This window comes from Acrocarpospora macrocephala (assembly GCF_009687865.1).
In the GTDB taxonomy this organism is placed as follows: Bacteria; Actinomycetota; Actinomycetes; order Streptosporangiales; family Streptosporangiaceae; genus Acrocarpospora; species Acrocarpospora macrocephala.
Window position 1 is genome coordinate 1 of sequence record NZ_BLAE01000010.1, and the last position, 22,184, is coordinate 22,184.

The 22,184-nt window shown below is 68.4% G+C and carries 20 protein-coding genes; 8 read left to right on the forward strand and 12 right to left on the reverse strand.

The genetic code is table 11. The features are described from left to right. A partial coding sequence (locus tag Amac_RS09365) for an HNH endonuclease (protein ID WP_170322398.1) occupies positions 1-217 on the forward strand: 217 nt, incomplete at its 5' end. 285 nt (positions 218-502) lie between these two features. On the opposite strand, the gene Amac_RS09370 is transcribed toward Amac_RS09365, so the two are convergent. Together Amac_RS09370 and Amac_RS09375 are read right to left on the reverse strand one after the other, a co-directional pair. Next, positions 503-1,735, reverse strand: coding sequence for a low temperature requirement protein A (locus Amac_RS09370; protein WP_246268203.1), 1,233 nt, complete (start codon positions 1,733-1,735; stop codon positions 503-505). A gap of 74 nt (positions 1,736-1,809) precedes the next feature. Next, positions 1,810-2,388, reverse strand: coding sequence for a hypothetical protein (locus tag Amac_RS09375; RefSeq protein WP_155353932.1), 579 nt, complete (start codon positions 2,386-2,388; stop codon positions 1,810-1,812). Positions 2,389-2,533: 145 nt separating this feature from the next. On the opposite strand from Amac_RS09375, the gene Amac_RS09380 reads away from it, so the two are divergent. After that, entirely contained in the window at positions 2,534-3,688 is a 1,155-nt protein-coding gene (locus Amac_RS09380) for a sensor histidine kinase (protein ID WP_218040965.1), read from the forward strand. Then, positions 3,685-4,335, forward strand: a complete 651-nt coding sequence (locus Amac_RS09385) for a response regulator (protein ID WP_155353933.1) — start codon at positions 3,685-3,687, stop codon at positions 4,333-4,335. The genes Amac_RS09380 and Amac_RS09385 overlap by 4 nt, the downstream gene beginning before the upstream one ends. A 23-nt stretch (positions 4,336-4,358) precedes the next feature. Here Amac_RS09385 and Amac_RS09390 read toward each other — a convergent pair whose 3' ends face one another. Genes Amac_RS09390 through Amac_RS09415 form a run of 6 tightly spaced genes read right to left on the reverse strand, consistent with a single transcriptional unit; the run spans position 4,359 to position 11,157 of the window. Further along, a complete protein-coding gene (locus Amac_RS09390; protein ID WP_307729714.1) occupies positions 4,359-6,074 on the reverse strand; it encodes a thiamine pyrophosphate-binding protein in 1,716 nt (571 codons plus the stop codon). Further along, a complete protein-coding gene (locus tag Amac_RS09395; protein WP_155353934.1) occupies positions 6,055-7,215 on the reverse strand; it encodes a thiolase C-terminal domain-containing protein in 1,161 nt (386 codons plus the stop codon). The genes Amac_RS09390 and Amac_RS09395 overlap by 20 nt, the downstream gene beginning before the upstream one ends. Next, entirely contained in the window at positions 7,208-7,651 is a 444-nt protein-coding gene (locus Amac_RS09400; protein ID WP_155353935.1) for a Zn-ribbon domain-containing OB-fold protein, read from the reverse strand. Before Amac_RS09400 ends, Amac_RS09395 begins: the two co-directional genes overlap by 8 nt. Further along, positions 7,648-8,856, reverse strand: a complete 1,209-nt coding sequence (locus Amac_RS09405; RefSeq protein WP_155353936.1) for a CaiB/BaiF CoA transferase family protein — start codon at positions 8,854-8,856, stop codon at positions 7,648-7,650. The genes Amac_RS09400 and Amac_RS09405 overlap by 4 nt, the downstream gene beginning before the upstream one ends. Further along, positions 8,853-10,049, reverse strand: coding sequence for a CaiB/BaiF CoA transferase family protein (locus tag Amac_RS09410; protein WP_155353937.1), 1,197 nt, complete (start codon positions 10,047-10,049; stop codon positions 8,853-8,855). The genes Amac_RS09405 and Amac_RS09410 overlap by 4 nt, the downstream gene beginning before the upstream one ends. Continuing rightward, on the reverse strand, positions 10,042-11,157 hold the full coding sequence (locus Amac_RS09415; RefSeq protein WP_170322399.1) for an FAS1-like dehydratase domain-containing protein: 1,116 nt from the start codon (positions 11,155-11,157) through the stop codon (positions 10,042-10,044). The genes Amac_RS09410 and Amac_RS09415 overlap by 8 nt, the downstream gene beginning before the upstream one ends. A 283-nt stretch (positions 11,158-11,440) precedes the next feature. Between Amac_RS09415 and Amac_RS09420 the strand changes: the two genes are divergently transcribed. The 5 genes from Amac_RS09420 to Amac_RS09440 all read left to right on the forward strand — a co-directional run bounded on the left by Amac_RS09420 (position 11,441) and on the right by Amac_RS09440 (position 16,606). Next, complete coding sequence (locus Amac_RS09420; protein WP_170322400.1) at positions 11,441-13,873, forward strand: CaiB/BaiF CoA-transferase family protein; 2,433 nt, start codon at positions 11,441-11,443, stop codon at positions 13,871-13,873. A gap of 8 nt (positions 13,874-13,881) precedes the next feature. After that, positions 13,882-14,340, forward strand: a complete 459-nt coding sequence (locus Amac_RS09425; RefSeq protein ID WP_155353940.1) for an FAS1-like dehydratase domain-containing protein — start codon at positions 13,882-13,884, stop codon at positions 14,338-14,340. After that, complete coding sequence (locus Amac_RS09430; protein WP_218040966.1) at positions 14,337-14,798, forward strand: hotdog family protein; 462 nt, start codon at positions 14,337-14,339, stop codon at positions 14,796-14,798. The genes Amac_RS09425 and Amac_RS09430 overlap by 4 nt, the downstream gene beginning before the upstream one ends. Beyond that, positions 14,791-15,720, forward strand: coding sequence for an alpha/beta fold hydrolase (locus Amac_RS09435; RefSeq protein WP_170322401.1), 930 nt, complete (start codon positions 14,791-14,793; stop codon positions 15,718-15,720). The genes Amac_RS09430 and Amac_RS09435 overlap by 8 nt, the downstream gene beginning before the upstream one ends. A gap of 94 nt (positions 15,721-15,814) precedes the next feature. After that, positions 15,815-16,606 (forward strand): GntR family transcriptional regulator, encoded by a 792-nt coding sequence (locus Amac_RS09440; protein ID WP_218040967.1) that lies wholly within the window; start codon positions 15,815-15,817, stop codon positions 16,604-16,606. Here the strand turns inward: Amac_RS09440 and Amac_RS09445 are convergent. The 4 genes from Amac_RS09445 to Amac_RS09460 are packed head-to-tail and all read right to left on the reverse strand — an operon-like array spanning position 16,603 to position 21,923. Further along, positions 16,603-17,448 (reverse strand): ATP-binding cassette domain-containing protein, encoded by an 846-nt coding sequence (locus tag Amac_RS09445; RefSeq protein ID WP_155353942.1) that lies wholly within the window; start codon positions 17,446-17,448, stop codon positions 16,603-16,605. The two genes, Amac_RS09440 and Amac_RS09445, sit on opposite strands and share 4 nt — an antisense overlap. Next, entirely contained in the window at positions 17,438-19,417 is a 1,980-nt protein-coding gene (locus Amac_RS09450) for a dipeptide/oligopeptide/nickel ABC transporter permease/ATP-binding protein (RefSeq protein ID WP_155353943.1), read from the reverse strand. The genes Amac_RS09445 and Amac_RS09450 overlap by 11 nt, the downstream gene beginning before the upstream one ends. Continuing rightward, positions 19,387-20,328 (reverse strand): ABC transporter permease, encoded by a 942-nt coding sequence (locus Amac_RS09455; RefSeq protein WP_155353944.1) that lies wholly within the window; start codon positions 20,326-20,328, stop codon positions 19,387-19,389. The genes Amac_RS09450 and Amac_RS09455 overlap by 31 nt, the downstream gene beginning before the upstream one ends. A gap of 35 nt (positions 20,329-20,363) precedes the next feature. Next, a complete protein-coding gene (locus tag Amac_RS09460; RefSeq protein WP_155353945.1) occupies positions 20,364-21,923 on the reverse strand; it encodes an ABC transporter substrate-binding protein in 1,560 nt (519 codons plus the stop codon). Positions 21,924-22,184 lie beyond the last annotated feature (261 nt).

Genomic DNA, 22,184 nt, shown 5'->3' on the forward strand with positions numbered 1-22,184 from the left:
CCCCATCCCCGCCGACATGGCCGAAATCGACCACGTCCAAGGCTGGGCCGACGGCGGCACCACCGACCTCGACCAACTCGCCCCCGCCTGCACCTGGCACAACCGCGACAAAGCAACCCACCCCGACCGCTACCGCACCCGCCGCAACCACGACGGCACCTGGACCCTCCTCTACCACGGCAAGAGAAGCCGCTTCGCCGGACGGTTCCGACGCTGAACCGGACCGGCACGAGAGCGCCACCCACCCAGGCCGGGAACCCAGGGGGTTGAGGGAGTTCTCCGATCCTGAGACAGCGCGTGAAGGGTCGATCCTGGCCGGCCATGCGTAGCTACACGATCGGCACGCCGCCATGCGTAGCTACGCGATCGGCGCGCTACGCCTGCTGAACTTCACCGACATCGCCGAAGGTACCCGCTGGGCACGCGACGACTTCCACAACCCGCTCATCGCCCTCAGTCTCACAAGGTGAGAACTCCTTCGACCTGGGAGCGGATCAGGCGGTCACTGCTGTTCGTCATGTCGCAGTGTGCCGCGGAGGCTACGTCGGACCTGCGCGTTGCGCGTGGTCTCGATGACGATGAGGGCGGTCAGGACGGCCACCGAGCCGGTCAGCGCGGCAAGTGGTGGGAGGACGACGGCGGCCGGCATGGCGGCGAGCAACACGCAGGTCGTTACCAGCCGCGGAAGGCTCAGCGCGCCGTGCATGCGGCGCTCGAACAGCAGGTGGCCGGCCAGGTACAGGGCGAGGCCGCCGAAGAGCGGAAGCGCGTAGAAGGCGCCTAACGGTTTGCCCTCGCTGGCGTGTGCCAGCACGCCCTCGACGCCGAGGGCGGCCAGGACGATGCCGGCGACGACGGGGAAATGCCCGTACGTGTACGCCTCGACTGCCAGGTTGACCCTGGCTCGGCCTCGTGCCTCGACGAGCCGGTGCTCGGCGGCGAGTGACACCACGTCGAAGTACAGCCACCACAGGCAAACGGCGACCGCGACGCCGAGAATGGCCGCGAGCAGCAGCGGCGTGCTGATGGGACGGTCGGCGGCGCCGACACCGATGGCGACGACCGATTCGCCGATGGCCAGGATGATGAACAGGCCGTGCCGTTCGGTCAGGTGGGCCGGGCTGTGCAGCCGCCAGCCGCCGCGTCTGGCGGTGAGGTAGATGCCGAGCCAGTCCACCAGGAGGGCCACGGTGAACAGCAGCGTCTGGGTCCAGCCACCCAGCAGCGCCCCGGACACCAGCAGAGCCGCGCCCGCCGTCATCGGCAGCCAGGTGATCACGATCTGGTGCCGCAGCCCGGTGTCACCGGTGGCGGCCACGGCGTACACCGCGAGGTGCACGCAGCGGACCAGCAGGTAGGCGCACACCAGCACGAGAGGGCCGTCCAGGCCCCCGGGTCCGTCGCGCCACGCCTCGGGAATGGTCAAGGCGACCACGAACATCGCCGCCATCGCGACGACCATCCCCGCCCGCACGAACCCCTCATCGGCTCGCGAATGGTTTCCCAGCCAGGTGTAGCCCGACCAGGTCCCCCACAGCAGGGCCAGCATCAGCAGCCCCTGCAGGACGCCGTGAGCGCTGTGCTCCTCCGCCATGTAGCCGGTGACCTGCGTGACCGCGAAGACGTAGACCAGGTCGAAGAACAGCTCGAAGGGCGTCGCCCGATGATCCTCGCCGGTGGGGCGAACGCCCTTCGGCACCCTGACGCGCCGCTGGGCCTGACGCTGCTCAACCACGGCCAACTCCCTCCTCCTCCATGGACCACTCGGAGCATAGGGCCCAGGTGCGAAACGGACGACGGCCGTCTGCGTCAGCCCGTCCTTGGGGTGCCATAGGCAGCACGAGCACGGCGCCATATGGCCGTGGCCAGCCACGCCAGCGTGGCTCCGACGACCACGTGCAGGGCGCTGGTCAGCGGGGTGTCGGGGAGCCGGGCCGCGATGGCGAACACGGGCAGGGCGATGCCATAGATCCACACCGGGATGCGGGGATAGACGCGGGCACGGACCATGGCGATCGTGAAGAGCACCGTGCCGGCCGTGAACACCAGGGCGCTGCCGAGCAGCGCGGCCCTCGTGGGGGCGGCGAGGTCGTCCGCCACGGTTTCGCCGAGATAGTAGAGGACGAGGTTCAGGGCGTACGCGGCACCGCCGAACAGGCCGAGCCCGATGAGGTTGACGGCGTACCCGATCGAGCCGAGTGCGCCGGCGGCGTGCATCTGGCCTATGTGCAGGGCGGTGAGCAACGGCACCGCGAGCGCGGGTGACACGCCGAGGACGAAGCTGGTGACCGCGGTCTCGCCCGTGAACGCCTCGACCGCCCCGGGGAGGGCGATGAACAGGCCGGAGAGCAAGCCGCAGACGGCGCCGAAACGAAGCAGGAAAGTCATGGTGGCGACGGTAGGAGCGCGGAGCAGGCCGGATAAGTGCCGACCAGGGGTACCTGCGGCCATGATTACCCGGTGCCGGGGTGCCGACCGGCACGTGCCGATCGGGCTATCGATCGATCATCGCTGCCTGCCGTAGCCTGCGAGCGTGCCCTCTTTGCGCCCGGTGCCGTGGCTGTCGCCCCTGCTCTACGGCGTGGTGCTGGTCGCGGGCGGCTACGCGAGCATCATCGGCCTCGGCGGCACCCACCTGGTCCCGTTCGCGGGTGGCCTGGCCGTGCTGGCCGTGCTCGACCACGTCGAGCGCCGCCGTTACCCGGTCAGGACGCCGCCCGGCTCGGCGGTCGCGCTGCTGACCGCCCGTCTCGCCCTGTACGCGCTGGTGGCCGCGGCGGATGGGTCGGGAATGTCCCGGGTGCTGTTCCTCCTGCTGCCGTTCACCGCGTACTTCGCGTTCGGCCGCGCGGCCGCCATCGCGATCGGGGTGGTCTGTGTCGGTTTCGTGGTGGTCGCCTTCGAACTGACGGTCCCGGACTGGCCTCGCCAGGTCGAGCAGGTGTCCGACCTGCTGATGTTCATCGTCGGTCTGGTTCTGACCATCGCCATGGCGGCGGTCGCGGTCCAGGAGCAGCGCGGCCGGGTACGGTTGGAGGAGTCCCACGCCAAGCTGCGCGAGTACGCGGCCCGGGTCTCGGAGCTGTCCGCCACCGCAGAACGCAACCGGCTGGCCCGCGATATCCACGACGGGCTCGGTCACCATCTCACGGCGATCGCCGTACTGCTGGAGAAGGCCGCCGCCTTCAGCGAACGGGATCCCGGGGTCGCCCGGCGGGCCCTTGACGACGCGCAGCAGTCGGCGCGGCGGGCGCTGGAGGACGTCCGCCAGTCGGTCCGCACGCTGCGCGCGGAAACCGAACGTTTCCGGCTGTCGTCGGCACTCGCCGACCTCACCCGCGAGGCCGGCGACGGGCGGCTGAACGTCACCCTCGACTGCACCGGCGACGAGACCGGGCACGACTCCGCCGCGCTCCTGGCGATCTACCGGGCCGCGCAGGAGGGACTCACCAACGCCCGCCGGCACGCCCACGCCACCACCGTGGCGGTGAACGTCCATTGCGATCCGTCGCGGGCGCGGCTGGTCGTGGCCGATGACGGGCGGGGCTTCGCGCCGGAGCGGGAAGGCTTCGGCCTGCTCGGGATGCGGGAGCGGGTCGAGCTCGCCGGTGGTTCCGTCGAGGTGGACACCGGACCCGGGACCGGCACCAGGCTCACCGTCACCATTCCTCGCCGGACCGCGTCGTGACCGAGCAGGTCCGTGTCCTCGTCGTGGACGACCAGCAGCTCATCCGGGAGAGCATCGCGTCCCTGCTCGACATCCAGCCCGGCATCACCGTCGTCGGCATGGCCGGCGACGGCCGCGCCGCCGTCGAGCTGGTGCTCGCGCTCTCCCCGGATGTCGTCCTCATGGACGTACGGATGCCCACGATGGACGGCATCGAGGCGGTCTCCGTCCTGCGCGGCCGGGCCCCGGCGTGCCGTGTGGTCATGCTCACCACGTTCGACGACGAGGAGTATGTCGTGGCGGCGCTGCGCGCGGGCGCGAGCGGATACCTGCTCAAGGACCGGCCGTCCCGGGAACTGGCCGACGCCGTCCGGCTGGCCCACGCGGGTGTCGTCCAGTTCGACCCGGCCGCGGCGGCGCGTCTTGCCGCGGCGCTCACCCGCACCGCCGCCGTACCACCCGTCGACCAGGCCGGGCACTCGCTCACCGGCCGGGAGGTCGAGGTGCTGCGGCTCGTCGCCACCGGCTCCACGAACCGCGAGATCGCCAGGCGGCTCTACCTGAGCGAAGGCACGGTGAAGAACCACATCTCAAGGATTCTCGGCCGCCTCGGGCTACGCGACCGAACCCAGGCGGCGGTCTACGCCCGCGACCACGGCTTGCTCTGACCTCCCCTATTCGCGGCGGCACGTCATCCGATCGCTCCGCGGCGGGCTGGGAGTATGCCGCCGACGCGTCGGTTCATTCCGGGTGACATGACTGAGTCGGAGACCAGAATGTCCAGAAGCATCGACTGGCTGCCTGACGCGAACTCTTCCAGGGCCGGAGGTATGTCCTCGATCTGGCGAATCGTCAGACCGCGCAGTCCGAAGCCACGGGCCACCCGAGCGATGTCGTTGCGTCCGTAGGTGGCCCCCCGATCGGCCAGGCCGGCCGCCCGGAGTTTGTGAACCTCGGATCCGAAGGCACCGTCGTTGAGAACACAGATCAGGATCTTGAGACCGTATCGTTGCAGTGTCTCGAGTTCCTGCACATGCATCATGACCCCGCCATCCCCTTCGACCAGGATCACCGGTGATCCTGGTCGGGCGATCGCGACACCGGCCGCGTAGCTGATGCCGTTTCCGACAGCCCCGAACTCCCTGATGGTCAGGAAGTGAGCCGCCGGCACATCGTGCATGTGCGTAGCGAAATACCCGCAGTGGCCAGCCGCGTTGACGTGTTCCCAGTCGCGTGGCACGAGACGGTCGAAGACCTCGATCACCGATCGGGGGTCAAGGTATCCATCCTTGATGTCGTAGGCGGTGCGGTCGGCCGGTTCGGCACGGACACGCGATGCGTACGAAGCGACATCCCAGCCTCCGTCGCCGGTGAAGCCTTGGCCGGTGAGTTCGTCGAACAGCGCCCGCACACCCGCCGCCGCGTCCGCGCCCACGTGCGAGCTCGCGACCGCCCGTGCGTGCCTGAGGCCACCAGGACTGTCATCCAGTTGCAGCACCCGCTGCGGGTCGATGAGCTGTCCACTGTTCGTCGTGAAGCTCGTCATGCTGGCACCGACGGCGATGACCAGGTCGCAGCGGTCGAACACCTCGCGTGTCACGGCGTGGGAGAAGCCGCCGGCGACGCCGATGCTTCGTGGGTGGCCGGCGAAGAGGCCACGCACAGGCAGGGTCGTGGCCAGTGCCGCGTCGCAGAGCTCGGCGAGCTCTACGCACGCATCGGTCGCGTCCTTGGCGGTTGCTCCGCGCCCGGCCAACACGACGATCCGGGTCGCCGATCGGACCCGTTGGGCGGCTCGGCGGATGTACTCCGGATGCGGCAGTCGCGACCCGGCATCGGGCAGTCGGCCGATGCCGTCCTCGGCCCCGACCGGGTGCTCGTCTATGTCGATCATTTCCTGTTGGAGGTCCATCGGAACGCCGAGGACGACCGGGCGACGCTCGGCGCGGGCGAGATAGAACGCCTGGGTGACCAGCCGTGGCAACGTTGCCAGGCTGTGGACCTGGATATACTCGGCGCCGGTGGCCCGAACGAGGGGCGCCTGGTCGATCCCCTGGTTGTACCACGGCGAGTGCAGCGGACCTTCGCCCGCGAGCATGAGCAGGGGTATCCGCGCGGCTGCGGCCGTCGCGAGGGCGGTCATTGTTTGGGTGAGTCCAGGTCCACACGTCACCGAGGCGACGCCCAGGCGGCCCGATTTCTGGGCGTAGGCCAGCGCCATCGAGACCGCGCAGTGCTCATGGCGGACGTGAATCGACCGTACGTCCGGGTACTCGGCCAGGACGGCGTCCCAGTACATGTTGCCATCGCCGGTCAGCACGAAGACCGCACGGACATCCTCGCGATAGAAGCGTTGCGCGAGATAGCGGTAAACCGGAATCCCGGTCCTAGCCGGTGTAGGCATCATGGCTCCCCAAGATTACTGTTCCGGCGGCCTCGAACATGCCGCCAACGCCCTGAACCATGCTCACGTTGACGTTCGGGACCTGGGCGGCGGCCTCGCCACGAACCTGACGCACCGCCTCCAGGAGGAGGAAAATCCCGTAGAGCCCGGTGTGGGTGTAGCTCAGGCCGCCGCCGTTGGTGTTCATCGGCAAGGTTCCCCCGGGCCGCGTGTGACCATCGGCGATGAATGCCCCGGCTTGGCCCCGTTCCACGAAACCGCAGTCCTCGAGGGCGTAGACCGGCAGGTGGGCGAAGGCGTCGTAGACCATGAGGTGGTTGACATCGGGTGGCCCCAGGCGCGCTTCGGCGAACGCCGCCGTGGACGCGTCGACGAACGCGCGCGATGTCGTCAGGTCGCGCATCGTCGAGACCATCGAGGTTTCACACGCCTCGCCGGCGCCGAGGACGAAGACCGGCGGCTTGGGGAAAGATCCAGCTCCGGCCCGGTCCGCCGACGTCACGACGACGGCGCCGCCGCCGTCGGTCACGAGGCAACACTCGAGAAGGTGCATGGGGTACGCCACCATGCGGGACGCGAGCACGTCGTCGACTGTGATCGGGTCGCGGAACATCGCCCGCGGCACCTTACTGGCCCACATCCGCTGAGCGACCGCCACCGACGCCAACTGTTCGTGGGTCAGACCGTACTTTTTCATGTACCGGAGCACACCGATCGGGAACAGGGTCGGTGGTGTGAACGCACCGTAGGGCTGTTCAAACTGGCCCGGCGGCGATGCCGGGTCGGTGATCCGGGGCGGACGGCCGATGCGGGAACGGTTGGAGGCCCCGTGGGTGATGAGGACGGTCTCGCACAGGCCGGATTGGATTGCCGCGACGGCGTGGCGAAGGTGGAGCAGGAACGATCCGCCGCCGATGTAGGTGCCGTCCAGGTAGCGCGGCCGCATCCCGAGGTGATGGCTGACGGTGATGACGGGAAGGCCCGCCGTCGCCAGTCCGTCGATGTCGTTCAGGGTCAGTCCCGCGTCCGCGACGGCCAGCCGCGCCGCCTCCGCGTGCAGTTCGAGAGCCGACTGATCTTTGATCACGCCCAGCTTCGTCGTCTCCGCGGCGCCGACGATGGCTCCGCCCGCGGGCCTAGCCACGGTCGTCGACCGGCCCCGGTCGAAAGACCGGAAGCATGACGTCCCCACGCGGTTCGAAGTCGACGACGAGTGGCATGTCGAGCACCAGCGCCTCCGGGGTCTGGGCGATCCCCCGAACCGAGCTCATGAGGCGGGGTCCCTCCTCCAGTTCAACGATCGCGATGGCATACGGGACGTCCTCCTCGAAGCCCGGTGCGGCGATATGGCTGATCAGATACGAGTGAAGTCGTCCACGTCCGGACATCGTCGTCCAGGTCAGTTCCGTGGACCAGCAGGTCGGGCAGGCAGCCCGTGGATAGAAGACGTACTGCTCGCACACGCCGCAGTAGGGCAGGCGCAACTCCCCGCGGGCGGCGGCCTGCCAGTACTCGGCCGTCTCCGGGGTGGGCGTCGGAGCCGGCTTGGCCTGAAGGGACGTTGCGGTCCGGGTGGTCACGGGCCCACCTTGACGGTTCCCGCGTCGGTCAGGACCCGCACCTGGTCGGGTGAGTATCCGAGCTCCGTCAGTACCTCGACCGTGTGCTCGCCCAGGCGCGGAGCGACCGACCCGGTGCCCAACCGCGTACCGTCGAGGATTATCGGTGAGGCGAGCAGGCGGAATGCGTCCCGGTCTCCGCCCTTCGCCTCGTACACCAGATCCCGTGACGCCAGCGTGGTCGACTCCAGGACCTGGCGGATGTCGAGAACCTCGTCGCAGCCGATGCCGTGCCTTCTGAGCAGGGCCAGCCAGGCCTCGGTGGAGTCCTGGCGCAACCGGCCTTCCAGCAGCTCCTGCAGGGCCTGCTGGTTGGTGACCCGACTCTGCAACGAACCGAACGCACTCACGTCGTCCGGGGCCAGACCCAGTGCCTCGACCAGCCGGTCCCAGTCCGCCGGCGCGTACGCGGAGAGCACGATCCATCCGTCGCGTGTCGGGAAGCATCCGTACGGCGCGACCGCGTGGTGGAGGTTGCCCACCCGGGACACCGGCTCGGCGTTGAGGAGGTGCCGCTGACCGACGTCGGCCAGCAAGGTGATGAGCGTGTCGTGCAATCCCAGGTCGATCCAACAGCCAAGGCCGGTGGTGTCGCGGTTGACGAGACCGGCGAGGACGGCGATCGACATGTAGAGGCCGCCCGACAGGTCCCCGATCGGTACGCCGATCCGGGACGCGCGATTGCCCGGGTGCCCGGTGACGTCGATCAGTCCGGCGAATGCCTGGTTGACGATGTCGAACGAGATCCGTTCCCGCATCGGGCCGGTCGCGCCGAACCCCGACAGTGAGCAGTACACGAGATCGGGTTTGATCTTCTTGGCCGTCTCATACTCAAGTCCGAGGCGTCGCATCACCCCCGGTCGGAAATTCTCCACCAGAACGTCGGCCGCGCGGATCGCGGTGCGGAGAACCTCGCGGCCCTCCCCCGTACGAGCGTCGATCGCGAGGCTCTTCTTGCCCCGGTTGACCGCCATGAAGTAGGAGCTCTCGTCGCCGACGAGTGGACGGTGGCGTCGGGTCGGGTCACCGATGCGCGGCTCCTCGACCTTGACGACCGTGGCTCCGAGATCGCTCAGGATCTCCGCCGACCAAGGTCCGGCAAACATCCGGGTGAAGTCGAGTACCCGGATCCCCGACAGCGGCAGGTTGGGTGGGGACTGGTTCATTGGCCGCTCGATTCGGGTTGAGCATCCGACGGCGACAGGATGCTCGCTGGATCGTGCTCACCGACGCGGGGCGCCCGCCGCGCCGCGGGGTGGTAGGTCGAGCCGTCGGAGAGCAGGAACCGCAGCGGTGAACCGATCATCCTCACCGGGCGGGAAAGTCCAGCCATCGTCGGCGTCATACCTCGGTGGGTGGTCTGGTCGAGGGACAGGGCCCGGCCGACCGGTAGCACGGGGCCGTATGGCACATCGGCCTCCTGCAGGATCGCGCTCCACTCGTCGGTTGTTCGCTGGAGAAACAGCGCGTCGAGAATGGCGGAAAGCTCGTCCTTGGCCCGCATCCGATCGGGGATCGTCTTGTATCGCGGGTTCTCCAGCAGATCCGGACGCCCGATACCGACGCAGAACTTCGACCAGAAGGCCTGGGTGAAGATCGCGATGACGATCTCACCGTCGGAGGTCCGGAACGCGTTGTACGGAAATATCGAAATGTGGCCTGTGCCCAGCCGCGACCGGTGCTCGCCCGTGGCGAAGTAGGCGGAGGCCATGTTGCTCAGGAGCGTGACCGCGGTGTCGTACCCGGCCACCTCGATCCGCTGACCCGCGCCCGCCGTCTGGCGGCGGAAAATGGCGGCCAGCACAGCGATGGCGACGTACGTACCGGACACGAAGTCGAAGATGGACGCGCCGGCCCGGGTGGGCGGGTCGTCGGCCTCGCCGGTGAGGTCCATGCACCCGGCGCTCGCCTGAAGCATCAGGTCGTTGCCGGCCCAGCCGGCCCGCTCCCCGAAGCTGCCCCAGGTGCTGCCGTCACAGGTGATGAGCTCGGGCCTGTGGGTGGCGAGCCGACGGAGGACTCCCGCCAAGTTCCGGCCGATCGGATTCGCCGAGTCGTAGAGAACCACGTCGGCCCAGTCGAGGAGCCGATGGATGACCTCCAGCTCCGCCGCATCGCTCGCCCTGAGGGCAACCGATCGTTTGTTGCGGCAGAACGCCAGGCGTTGGTAGCCCAGGCCGTCGATCACCGGGTCCACCTCGTCGATGGCGGGGCCCGAACCGGGATCCTCGACCATCACGACGTCCGCGCCCACATCCGCGAGGAACATCGACGCACAGTCGATCGGTAGGCCGCGCCCGAGCACCAGAACCTTCGTACCCCGCACGGGTCCGGCGGCCGCGGCTCCTTCCCTATACATGTGCCGCCCCGAGATGAGGAACGTCGGTGACGACCCGCGCCTCACCCTTGGCGGTCAGGCGGCCACGGTGGTCGACGGCCTGCATCTGTACCGTGAGCGACTTGGCGTCGGGGTCGACCGAGGTGACCGAACCGGTCAGGGTGGTGAGGTCGCCGACGTAGTTGGGCGCGCGCAGCTCGATCTTGATTTGCTGGACCCAGGCGCGGTCGCCGATCCAATCGGTCACGAGGTGCCCGAGCCAGGCGCAGCGCTGCCAACCGTAGTCGTACGGTCCGGGCATGCCGATCTTCTTGGCGATCCGCTCGTCCCAGTGCACGCACTCCGGCGCATCCGGCACTCCGTACTCGTCGACCATACCGGCGGCGGGGTGGCGGTTGAGGTACTCGTACCACTGCCGCGAGGACTTGATGAACACGCCCGCGCCGACACCGTTCAGCCAGCAGATCACGTCGGCGACGCTGAGCGGACCCTTGATGAGCGAGGGAAGCTCGTCGCCGACTTTGACCTGGCTCAGGTCGAGCAGGCCGCTGCCGCGCCGCGCCTTCACCTCGTCCAGGTATTTCTGCTTGATCTCGGCGATCTCGTCGGCGGAGTACGTCTTGCGGGTGAGCGCCTGGTACTTCCCCCGCTCCCGCGCTTCGTCCCGCAGGGTCCGGAAGCTGTAACTCGTGGCCGTGGCGACAAGCTCGTCGCCGTTGGAGTGCGTCGTCACGTTCTGCTGGATGTAGCTCGTTCCGGAGTACTTGCCTTGCTTCTCCTCCAGGGAGTCCAGCGCGGTGATGGACTTCAACCGGTCGCCTTCGCACACGGGGCGTTGGAACTCGATCCGCAGGCCGGCGAAGAGGGCGTGTACGCCGCGCAGTCCCTGCGGCCTGGACCTGGCCACGGTCGCGAGAAACGTCGGTGGTGCGATCACCCGGCCGAAGGGCGTCGACGCCGCGTACTCGGGTTCGCAGAACAGCGGATTGTCGTCGCCGACGCCGAGCGCGTACCGGGCGATGATGTCCGAGGTGATGAGCCGGTTCACCTGCTCGAGTTCGTACTTCTGCCCGATACGTGCTCGTAGCGCTTCGACCATCGGGGGAAGGTCAGCTGCGGTCAAGCCCATGGAGTCCTCATCTCGTACGGGGCACGGCAGGCGCACGTGAGCCGGGATGGAGATTGCATGCAACATCTTTGTAAGCCATTCCTAGATGTGTCAATCCCTCAGGCACGACCATTCGAAAGCCCTGGTCTCACAAGGCGTTTTATGCTCACACCAGATTGGCGCGATTGCACGCAACCTGTATGCTGCGGACGCAGACCCGCTCCGACCGCGTGGCTCGCCCCAGTCCGATCGAGAAATCAAGGCGTCGCCGCTTCCCCCAGCCGCGCGCCGGGATGGATGCGCCATGGACAGCTTCACCGCCCTCGCCGGCCTGAGGGTCCTGGAACTCTCAGGTGACATCGCTGTCGCGTACAGCGCCAAGGTTCTCGGCGAGTTCGGGGCGGACGTGGTGAAGGTGGAGCCGCCGGGCGGGGACTGGGTGCGAGGCTTCGGCCCCACGGGTACCGCCCCCGACAGTGCGGTCTTCATCTACACCAACACCGGCAAGCGGACCGTCGTCGCCGACCTCCACGACCCCGCCGACCCGACCGTGCCCGCACTCCTCGCGGCGACCGACATCATGATCGGCTCAGCCAGTGCGCAGGAACTCGAGGACCGTGGCCTGTCCCCGCACAAGCTCGCTCATGACTACGGCGTGGTCTATGTGTCCATCCGCCCCTACGGCTTCAGCGGCCCGGGGGCCGGCCGCCCCGGCACCGAGCTGGACGTGTTCCATGCGGGCGGGGAGGGTCTTCTGCTGCCGGGAGGATTGAGCTACGAGCTGTTCCCGGATCGGCCACCGGTGAAGGCGGGACGGCACCTGACCGACTACGACGCCGGCAACGTCGGAGCCTTCCTGGCCCTGGCCCTCACCATGCGACGGCTCGAGACCGGCGTCGGTGCCTTCGCCGACGTCTCCAAGCAGGACGTCGCGATCTCGCTCGGCCGGGTCACCATCGACCGTCAGCTGAACCAGGGCATCCGGGCCAACCGGGCCGACCGCGGCTACGACTACGGCGGGATCTTTCCCTGCCTCGACGGGTACATCACCGTACGGCCGACCCAGGACGCTTTCTGGGCCAGCCTCGCGACCGGTATCGGCCGCCCCGACCTCGTCGACGATCCACGCTTCGCCACCCGGGGCGCCCGGGAGACGAACGCGGCGGCGCTGGACGAGATCATCCGCACCTGGTGCGCCACTCGGCGCGCCCGCGACATCTATGACCAGTTGGCCCCGCTCGGGACGCCGATTGGCTACTACTCCGACGCGCCGGCTCTGCTCACCTTGGAGCATGCCGCAAAACGCGGCGACTTGAGCGAGGTGACCGCGGCCGGGCTGAGCCTCGTGGTGCCACGCCCTGGCTACACCTTCGGCGGCCGGGCCCTGCCGGGCCCCGCGGGTTGGCCGCCCGCGCCGGCGACGACGGAGAGCGCGCAGGTGGGTGGACCGCCTCGGATCTGGTCGGTGGCGCTTGAGCTGCCACGTCAACCGTCCGCGCGAGGTGGCCGGGGCCTACCCGCCCGCGATCCCCTCACCGGCATCCGCGTCCTCGACCTCACCTGGGTCGCCGCGGGACCGTACACCACCGAGCTGCTGTCCATGCTCGGCGCCGAGGTCGTGAAGGTCGAGTCGAGCGCACAGCCTGACCTGTTCCGGCAGATGCCCGACAATGACGAGGCCGGCCTGAACAGATCCGCTCGATTCAACTCGGTCAACCTGAACAAACAGAGCGTGGGAATCAACCTTCGGGTCCCGCAGGGGCGTGCCCTCCTGCACCGCCTCGCGGTGGGTGCCGACCTGATCGTGTCGAACTTCCGGCCGGGCGTGCTCGAACGGCTCAACCTCACCTACGACGATCTCAAGGGCGCCAACCCCGACGTGGTCGTCGTGTGCATCTCCAGCGCCGGCCGCGGCGGGACGGATCCCGGCTACGCCGGCTACGCGTCGATCTTCAATTCCATGGGTGGTCTGGGCCATCTGACTGGCTACGCCGATGGTCCCGCGGTGGAGGTCCGCGACTCCGTCGACCTCCGCACCGGCACGGTGGCCGCGGTGGGTGCCCTGGCCGCACTGCTCGCCCGCCGACGCGGCGGAGCGGGAACGGCGGTGGACGTCTCGGCCCAGCAGGCGATCACCGGCCTGGTCGGCGACTCCGTGGTCGAGTACCAGCTCGTGGGCCGCGTGCCCTGGCGCGCGGGCAACGGGCTCTATGACCTGTGGCCCTACGGCGTCTTCCCATGTGAGGGCGACGACGAGTGGGTCGCCATCGCCGCTCGCGACGCCCGGGATCGCGACCGGATCAGCGCCGTGCTGGGCCTGGACCTGTCGGCGGCGGTCAGCGAGGACGAGCGGCGAGCGGCGGAGTCCGGCATCGCCACGTGGACCTCAGCCCGGGATGTGACGGAGGTCGTCGCCGCGCTGCACGCCGTGGATGTGCCCGCGACGAAAGTGTTCGGTGGCGACGACATCCTGCACGACGAGCACGTGCGTGAGCGAGGGCTGCTGCGCGAGCTCGACCATCCGACGCTGGGGCCGCAGATCGTCGTGGGCGCGCCCTGGCGCATCGACGGCGAAGTGGCGCCGACGGCTCCAGCGCCCGCGCTCGGCCAGGACACGGTCCGGGTCGTCCAGTCCTGGACCGGGCTGTCGGCGGCGGACATCGCCGAGCTCATCGACCTGGGCGCCGTCGAGACCGACACCGATGTCGCGATCACGCCGAATGCCGCCGAAGGGTGACGGGAAAGATGACAGATAGTCCACAGTGGACCAAGCTCACCCCCTCGCCGCCCGTCACCGCGACGGACATCCGGCGTTGGGCGATCGCCACGTACTGGCCCGAGCGGCCGCCGGCGCTCTACGTCGACGAGGAGTACGCGGCGACGACCCGGTGGGCCGGCATCATCGCCCCTCGCGACTTCAACCCGTTCGCCTGGCTGCTCACCACCCCGCCCGCCCCGGATGGCGCCGCCAGGTCGGACTTTCCGCGCCATCCCCATGTCATGAACGGTGGACAGGCTGACCGCTACGGCGCACCGATCCGGCCGGGGGACGTCATCTCGACGCGGTCGCGGCTGGCCGGCGTGCGCAGCCGCGTCACCCGGCTCGGCGACACCCGGTTCGTGTCGACGGAAGAGGAGTGGGTGAACCAAGGGCACGAGCTGGTCCGGCTCCGGACCGGAACGCTCCTGCGGTACGCGTCGTGAACAGCTCCACGAGCCGCCCGGCCGACATGCTCGCGGCCTCCGACATCCGGGCCGGAACACCTCTGCCACCGTGGACCCGGCGGACCGATAGCATGAATTGGAACCGGTACGCGGCCGTCAATGACGAGTTCATCGACATCCACATGGATGATGAGGCGGCCCGGTCCGCGGGCAACGACCAGGGTGCGTTCGGCATGGGCAACCTCCGCTTGGCCTATCTGCACAACGCGCTGCACGCCGCATTCGGCGACGACGCGATCGTCACCGAACTCGAGTGCCGGTACCGGTCGGTCAACCAGAAGGGCGACGTGCTCACCGTCATCGGTGTGGTGACCGATGCCCGGTGGACGGACGGAGATCTCGTCGTCCGGCTGGATCTCGACATTCACAACGCCGGCGGGGCATCGACGTGCCCCGGCTCGGCCGTGGTCGTCCTGCGCGAGCGTCGGCATGGCTGAGTCGCCGGCCTCGCCCGCGCCGGAGTCGTTCACCGACCTGTCGGCGTGGCTGCGGGCCGGGCTGTCGCGGCCGGCGACGTCGACGTGGCTCGAGTGCGACGGCATCAAGGTTCACGCCCGGGAATGGGGTACGCCCGGGCGGCCGGGACTTGTCCTGGTCCACGGCGGCGCGGCCAACTCGCACTGGTGGGACCACATCGCACCGTGGCTGGCCGCCGAGCGCCACGTCGTGGCCGTCGACCTGTCCGGACACGGCGACAGCGAATGGCGATCGGACGGCTACAATTTGTCACGGTGGGCGGACGAGGTCCTGGCGGTGGTCGACCGTTTCGCCCGCACACCGTCCAAACCCATCCTGGTCGGTCACAGTATGGGCGGTCTCGTATCCCTGCTGGCCGGGCTGCGGGGACACGCTCGCCTGGACGGCCTCGTCGTCCTCGACGTGACGGCCCGCCGGCGTGGTCCGACCGAACTCCAGCGCCTGCGCCGCCGGGCCACGTCCACCGGCCGGACGTTCGCCACCAAAGAGCAGGCCGCGGCCGCGTTCCGAACGACGCCCGCCGACCGGCACGGAAACCAGATCCCATCGATCGTCCAGCACATCGCGGCGGCGTCGGTGCGCTACGTCGACGGCGGTTGGACCTGGAAGACCGACCGTCGGATCTTTCTGCGCGACGAACTGCACCTCGAGGACCTGCGGGCCGCGCTCGTCCCGGTGTGGCTGGTCGCGGCGGAGAACGGTTTGCTCAGCGAGTCCCGGGCGGCCGCCATGGCGCAGCGTCTGGGTGAGGCCACGACGTCGCTGTCCATTCCGCTGGCCGGCCATCACCTGATGCTCGACCAGCCCGTGGCATTGGTCGCGTTCCTGAGGGCCGTTCTCGCGTCGCGGCGACGAGACGCGGACCGGGATGACCTGGCGTGATCGTCGCGCCGATGCGATTGGATGCTGGTTGGATACGAACTGGATTCTCTTGATATCGTGGGTCGGTGCAGTCCCATAGTGAAGCGCGGCGCGGGTGACCACCGAAAGCGATCCGAGTTATCTGTCGACGGATCGGGCGGACGACAGCACGTGGCCTCTCATCGCGGAGTCGGTGCGGCAGTACCTGCACCAGAGCAAGCGCGGCTCCACCACGGATGCGGTGACGGACGCGCTGCGTGAGGCCATTCTCGACGGCGTCATTTCACCGTCGACCTGGTTGCGCGAAGAGGATTTGGCGAATGCGCTCGCGGTCAGTCGCACGCCCGTGCGCGAGTCGTTGCGGCGCCTCGCCGACGAGCACCTCGTGAGTCGTATCGCCAATCGCGGGTCCGTCGTCCAGCCCATGACGATCGACGACGTTTTCTCGATCTACCTCATCCGTAGTGCCCTCGAAGGCTTGGCCGTGTTCACGGTGACGTCCCGGCCGCCGGACGGCCTGCTCGACCGGCTGCTGCAGATCCAGCGATCCGCGGCCAAGTGCGCCGAGAGCGGCGACACCGTTGAGGGCAACAAGCTCAACCTGGAGTTTCACCGGGTCATCCGCCGTGCGACGGCCAACGCCTACCTCGTACGGTTCCTAGACCAGGTGGAGAACATGGTCCGCCGCTCGGGAGTCAGCACCTACGCCGATCCCGACCGGGTCCGCAAGAACCTGGAGGAGCATCAAGCGATCATCGAGGCGATCGCGTCGGGCGAGCCGGATCTGGCCCAGGACGCCGTGACCGAGCACATGAGGAAGGCCAGGGAAGCCCGTATCAAGGCGTTGATGGTCCCAAGCCCTCGTCCTCGCCGGCCCGTCCGCGGTGGCGACTCGCACCACGACTAACGGGAATCCGTCACCAAGGATGCCCGTGATTCCCGGCGCCGGCGCTGCTCGCGAGGGTCCGCCACCGGGACGGCGGCGAGCAGCTCGCGGGTGTAGGACTCTTGCGGCCGCTCGATGACAGCATCGACGGCGCCCTGTTCCACGATCTTGCCGTGCCGCAGGACCGCCATCCGGCTGGAGAAGAACCTGACCACGTCGATGTCGTGGGAAATGAACAGGTAGGCGAGGTGTGAATCGCGGCGTAGCGCGATGAGCAGGTTCAGGATCTGTGCCTGAACGGAGAGATCCAGCGCGCTGGTCGGCTCGTCGAGGATGACGAGTTGCGGATTGCGGATCAGCGCCCGCGCGATCGCGATCCGCTGGCGTTGACCGCCCGAGAACTGCGAAGGGTAACGGCTCGCCACGTCCGGGGCCATGTCCACCTTGGTGAGCACCTCGGCGACCCTGCTCTGCGTCTCCCGCCTGTCGACACCGGTGGCCCGCAACGGCTCGCCGAGCGTCTGCCCGATCGTGCGGGAGGGGTTCAGCGAGCTGTACGGATCCTGGAACACCACCTGGATCCGGGAGCCGAGCGCCCGCCTCCGCTTCGGCGGCGCATGCGTGATGTCCTCGCCGTCGAATACGATCCGGCTGCCCGGTTGGGCCGCCACCAGCCCGAGCACCGCGTTTCCGATCGTCGACTTTCCCGAGCCCGATTCGCCGACCAACCCGAGGGTCTCCCCCCGCTCGAGCCGCAGGCTCACTCCGTCAACCGCCCGGAACCGCTGCCGTCCCCTCCGGCGGTCGGTGGACTCGAACTCGACCGACAGGTCGGTCACCGTGAGCAATGGTTCAGCGGGCATCGTTGGAGAAGACCTTCTCTTCGACGAGCAAGGGATAGAGGCAACGGGACGCGTGGCCGGCCGCAGTCGTGTTCAGCGCGACCGGATTCTGTCTGCAGTCGTCCTGGGCGATGGGGCAGCGGGGACTGAAGTGGCAGCCTGTGGGCCACAATCCGGGCTGAGGCACCCGACCGCCGATCGCGGGAAGCAGGTCACCCCTCGCCGCACGACCTGGCATGCATCCGAGCAGGCCGGCCGAGTACGGGTGTCGTGGCGCGTCGAACAGGTCGAGGACCGGCGCCTGCTCGACGATCTGCCCGGCGTACATGACATACGCCCGCTCGCACACGTCGGCGATGACTCCCCAGTCGTGGCTGATGATCAGCACGGCCATACCGGTCTGCCGCTGCAGCCGCTGCAGCAGGCCGAGGATCTCGGCCTGCACGGTCACGTCCAACGCTGTCGTCGGTTCGTCGGCCACGAGCAACCTGGGCCGACCGGCCAGGGCCATGGCGATGGCGACCCGCTGCGCCATCCCGCCCGAGAGCTGATGCGGGTAGCTGCGCATGACCCGCTCCGGCTCGCCCAAGTTCACGTCGGTGAACAGAGCGACGGCGGCGCGGTTGATCTCCCCCCGGCTGCCGGGTTGGTGGCGTCGCAGCACCTCCTTCAACTGATGCCCCACAGTGAAGACGGGGTCGAGACTGGCGATCGGCTCCTGGGAGATCAGAGCGATCTGCGAGCCTCGAAGCCGTTGCAGCTGGCGAGGGCCGAGCTTCGTGACGTCCTGACCGTCGAACTGGATCCGGCCGTCGGTCACGCCTGCCGGTTGGGGTAGCAGGCCTAGGATCGCGCGGCCGGTCATCGACTTGCCACAGCCCGACTCCCCCACCAGGCCAACGGTTTCACCCGCGCGGATCTCGAGCGTGACGTCCGAGATGATGTCCGTCTGGCCGGTCGCGGCCGGTACGGAGATGGTGAGGCCGCGAACGCGCAGCAGGGCGCCGTCGGTGTCGTCCGGCGTCTCGGCCGGGGATTGGGCCCGGGTGTCGCCCGGGTTCCCGGCAGCTCTCCGCCTGACCCGGTCGGCGCCCCGTGAGCGCGCGGCCGTCGAGTCACGGATCGCGTCGCCCAGGAGCCCGAAGGACAGAATCGACACGGCGATGGTCGCTCCGGCCGGCACCAGCATCCACGGCGCGATCGCCACGAACTGGGACGCGTCCGCGACCATGTTGCCCCAGCTCGGATCCGGCGGCTGGGCGCCGAATCCGAGGAACCCGAGGCCGGTCTCCACGAGGAGGGCGGTGCCGGCGAACAACGAGGCCCGCACGACGATGGGCCCGGAGACCCGGGGAAGGATGTGGTTCACGAGCACGTGGCGCGTCGTCAGCCCGGACACGCGGGCCGCCTTGATGTAGAGCTCGTTGCGTACCGCGATGGTCGATCCCCGCACGACCCGGGCCATTCCCGGAGCGCCCAGCACACCTAGCGCGATCATCGCGACGAACTCGTTGTTGCCGAAGATGGCGATGATGACAAGCAGCATCACGATGCCGGGAACGGCGAGCAGGATGTCGATGATCCCCCCGGCGACCCGGTCCACCCATCCGCCGAGATAGCCGGCCAACACGCCGATCGGTACACCGACGACGAGGAGGGTCGCGACCGCTTGGGCGGTGCCGGTCAGCGATACCCGCGCGCCGAACAGCAGGCGGCTGAGGAGGTCGCGGCCCAGGGAATCCGTACCCAGCAGGTGGGCACCAGTCGGTCCGGACAGGGAGTTGGCGAGGTCCGTCGCGGTCGGGTCGTAAGGGGCGAGGATGTCAGCCAGGATCGCGCTGGCCGTCAACAGCAGCAGCAGGCCCAGGGCGAGAGCGCCCAACGGGTGGCGTCTCAACGACCGCAGGAAGCGTACGCGCTGAGGCCTGGCGCTGTTCGTATCGGGAGTCAGGGCGTAGGTCATGAGACTCGGGCCTTCGGATTGAGCCATCCGTACAGGACATCGACGAGGAGATTGATCAGCACCACTACCACGGTGAAGGTCAGCACGATGCCTTGGATGGCCGGTATCTCGTGTCGTTGGGTGGCGTCGACGACCAGTCCCCCCAACCCCGGCATGGCGAAGACGCTCTCAACGAGAACCGTCCCGTCGAGCAGGCTGATGAACACCAGACCGATCACGGTGGAGACCGGGATGGCGGCGTTGCGGAGCGCGTGCCGGAAGATGATCGACCGCTCGGAGATCCCGCGGGCGCGCAGGGACAGGATGTAGTCGCGGCTGAGAGTGTCGAGCATGGCGTCACGGGTCTGTTTGGCCACCATCGCGATCGCGTGGACGGCGAGGGCGGTGACGGGCAGGGCGAGAGCCAGCGCCCACGCCCGGGCGGAGATGTCGATCGGTACGAAGCCGGTGGCCGGGAACCAGCCGAGCTTGACGGCGAAGAACGCGACCAGGACCAGGCCCACCCAGAAGCTCGGGAAGGAGAAGCCTACGAGCGAGATGACGTCGACCGCCTTCGCCAGCCAGCCGGCGCGCAGGGCGCTGACGACTCCCAACCCGACCCCGATCAGAGTCGCGACCACAGTCGTGAGAAGGACCAACGACGCGGTCACGCCGACCCGGCTGAGGATCTCGCTGGATACGGAGAGCCCGGTGACCGGTGAGGTACCGAGGTCTCCTTGGACGACTCCGCGCAGCCAGTCCGCGTACTGCGCGAACAATGACTTGTCGAGGCCCAGCTCCGCACGGAGCGCCTGGTACGCCTCGGGCGTGAAGTCGTCCCCGAGGATTGTGCGAGCCGGATCGCCCGGCGCCAGCGTCGCCATCACGAATGTCAGGAACGGCACTACGAACAGCAGCGGCACCGAGATGGCCAGACGCCGGGCAATCAGCTTTGTCACACGCAGTCCTTCCACACACTCAGCTTCGCGTGTGCCTACTTGGCGGGCATGAAGTCGACCGGGTTCGCTTGCTGCGCGCTCGGAGACACGGCCAGGCCCTGGACGGAATCGTTGGCGTAGTAGTAGATCGGGACCGCGACGACGGGCACGTAGCGGCCGGTCTCCACCAGGCGGCGCACCAACTGCTGATACAGGGCTTCCCGGCCCTCGACGGTGGGGATCGCCGCGGCGTCACTGCGCAGCTTGTCCACCGCGGGGTCGGAGATGCCGAACGGGTTGAAGGTCTTGGAGTTCTGGAAGAGCGTCGTACCGAGGTTGTGGATCTCGCCATCACTACCGAACGACACCCCGAAGACCGGCAACTTCGCCGCGGTCTGGGCCTCGCTGTAGGTACCGTCGTTGGCTTCGGTCTTCAGGTCGACGGTGACGCCGACGGCCTTCCAATCGTCGACCATCGCCTGAACCACCAGGCCCAGACCACGCTTGTTCTGAGTCGTCACCGGCATCGTGAAGCCGTCCGGGTAGCCCGCCTCACGCAGCAGGTCCTTGGCCTTGGCCGGGTCATAGGTGTAGTAGTTGGCAGCGTTGTGGCCCGACTGGCCGGGCATGACGATCTGCTCGGTCGGAGCGCCGTTGTCGCCCAGCAGACCCTTGGCGATCTTCTCCCGGTTCACCGCGTAGTTGAGGGCCTGGCGGACCCGCACGTCTTTCAGCGCCGGCACCAGCGTGCCATTGGCGTCGCCGATGATGACGCCGAACCACTGCCGTGGTGTGCTGGCGACCTGCAGACCGGCTTCCTTCGCCGCGTTGGCGGTGGTGAAGTCGCCCTGGATGGCGTCGATCTGGCCGGTTTTCAGCGCCGCCAGGGCGGTGTTCGCGTTCGCGATCACCTTGACGACGACCTTGTCGTAGTGGATCGCCTCCGGCTGCCAGTAGCGCGTGTTGCGAACGAACGTGTAGGTGTCCTTGGGAACGGTCGCGTTGGGATCCAGGACGTACGGTCCGGCGCCGAACGTCCGCGTCGTCATGAGGTCCGGCTTCGCGAGGGCGTCGCCGCTGGCCAGATCGCCGACGAACTTCGCTTGGGTGAACAGCTCGGGCATCGCCGGGTGGGGTTCGGAGAGGTGGATGCGCAGCGTCAGGTCGTTCACGACCTCGAGCTGCGAAAACATCTTGATCTTCGAAGCCGCCGACGACGTCTCGGCGTAGTACTCGAAGTTGCGCTTGACCACGTCCGCGTTCAGCGGTGTGCCGTCACTGAACTGGACGCCGGCTCGGAGCTTGATTTCGAAGAGCGTGTTGTTGTTGCCGATGTACGACCACGACTCGGCCAGGCGAGGCTGAAGTTTGCCGTCGGAGGCCCGGAAGATGAGCGGATCGTAGGCGAGTTCGGTCACCCATAACGAGTCGGTCACCGCTTTGGCCGGATCTTGGTTGACCGCGGGGGCGGGCATGCCGAGCCGCAGGACCTTCTCGCCCGCTGGGGCTGCCGTACCCCCGGAACAGCCGACGGCCAGAAGGGCTAGAGCTACGAGGCCGATCGCGGTCAGCCTCCACAGTGTCCCGGGACGGGAGCTTGTCGGATGAACAGTCATGGGGTTGTCGGATCCTCACGTGAAGTCAATCGGGTGGGCATCGGTGCCGATGACCACAGACCCAGGGCGCTGTGAAACCGACCGGGCGCTTGGGCGGGCGGCGCGGCTTCCGTGGCGGTGGCGGCGGCAGTGAGCGGGGGTGGGCTCGACGATGGTGCATGCAACTGTCTCAACGTCAGGGTCCACCCTTTGCGCTGCTTGTACCTCCGCTCCCCTCTCGCTGATCACGGTGGAGGCGACAATTGCATGCAACATTGTGAT

Coding starts and splice junctions, on each gene's coding strand:
- Amac_RS09375 (WP_155353932.1), bottom strand. CDS start 2,388: ATGACTTTCCTGCTTCGTTTCGGCGCCGTCTGCGGCTTGCTCTCCGGC.
- Amac_RS09390 (WP_307729714.1), bottom strand. CDS start 6,074: ATGATGCCTACACCGGCTAGGACCGGGATTCCGGTTTACCGCTATCTC.
- Amac_RS09405 (WP_155353936.1), bottom strand. CDS start 8,856: ATGAACCAGTCCCCACCCAACCTGCCGCTGTCGGGGATCCGGGTACTC.
- Amac_RS09410 (WP_155353937.1), bottom strand. CDS start 10,049: ATGTATAGGGAAGGAGCCGCGGCCGCCGGACCCGTGCGGGGTACGAAG.
- Amac_RS09415 (WP_170322399.1), bottom strand. CDS start 11,157: ATGGGCTTGACCGCAGCTGACCTTCCCCCGATGGTCGAAGCGCTACGA.
- Amac_RS09420 (WP_170322400.1), top strand. CDS start 11,441: ATGGACAGCTTCACCGCCCTCGCCGGCCTGAGGGTCCTGGAACTCTCA.
- Amac_RS09425 (WP_155353940.1), top strand. CDS start 13,882: ATGACAGATAGTCCACAGTGGACCAAGCTCACCCCCTCGCCGCCCGTC.
- Amac_RS09435 (WP_170322401.1), top strand. CDS start 14,791: ATGGCTGAGTCGCCGGCCTCGCCCGCGCCGGAGTCGTTCACCGACCTG.
- Amac_RS09445 (WP_155353942.1), bottom strand. CDS start 17,448: ATGCCCGCTGAACCATTGCTCACGGTGACCGACCTGTCGGTCGAGTTC.
- Amac_RS09450 (WP_155353943.1), bottom strand. CDS start 19,417: ATGGCTCAATCCGAAGGCCCGAGTCTCATGACCTACGCCCTGACTCCC.
- Amac_RS09460 (WP_155353945.1), bottom strand. CDS start 21,923: ATGACTGTTCATCCGACAAGCTCCCGTCCCGGGACACTGTGGAGGCTG.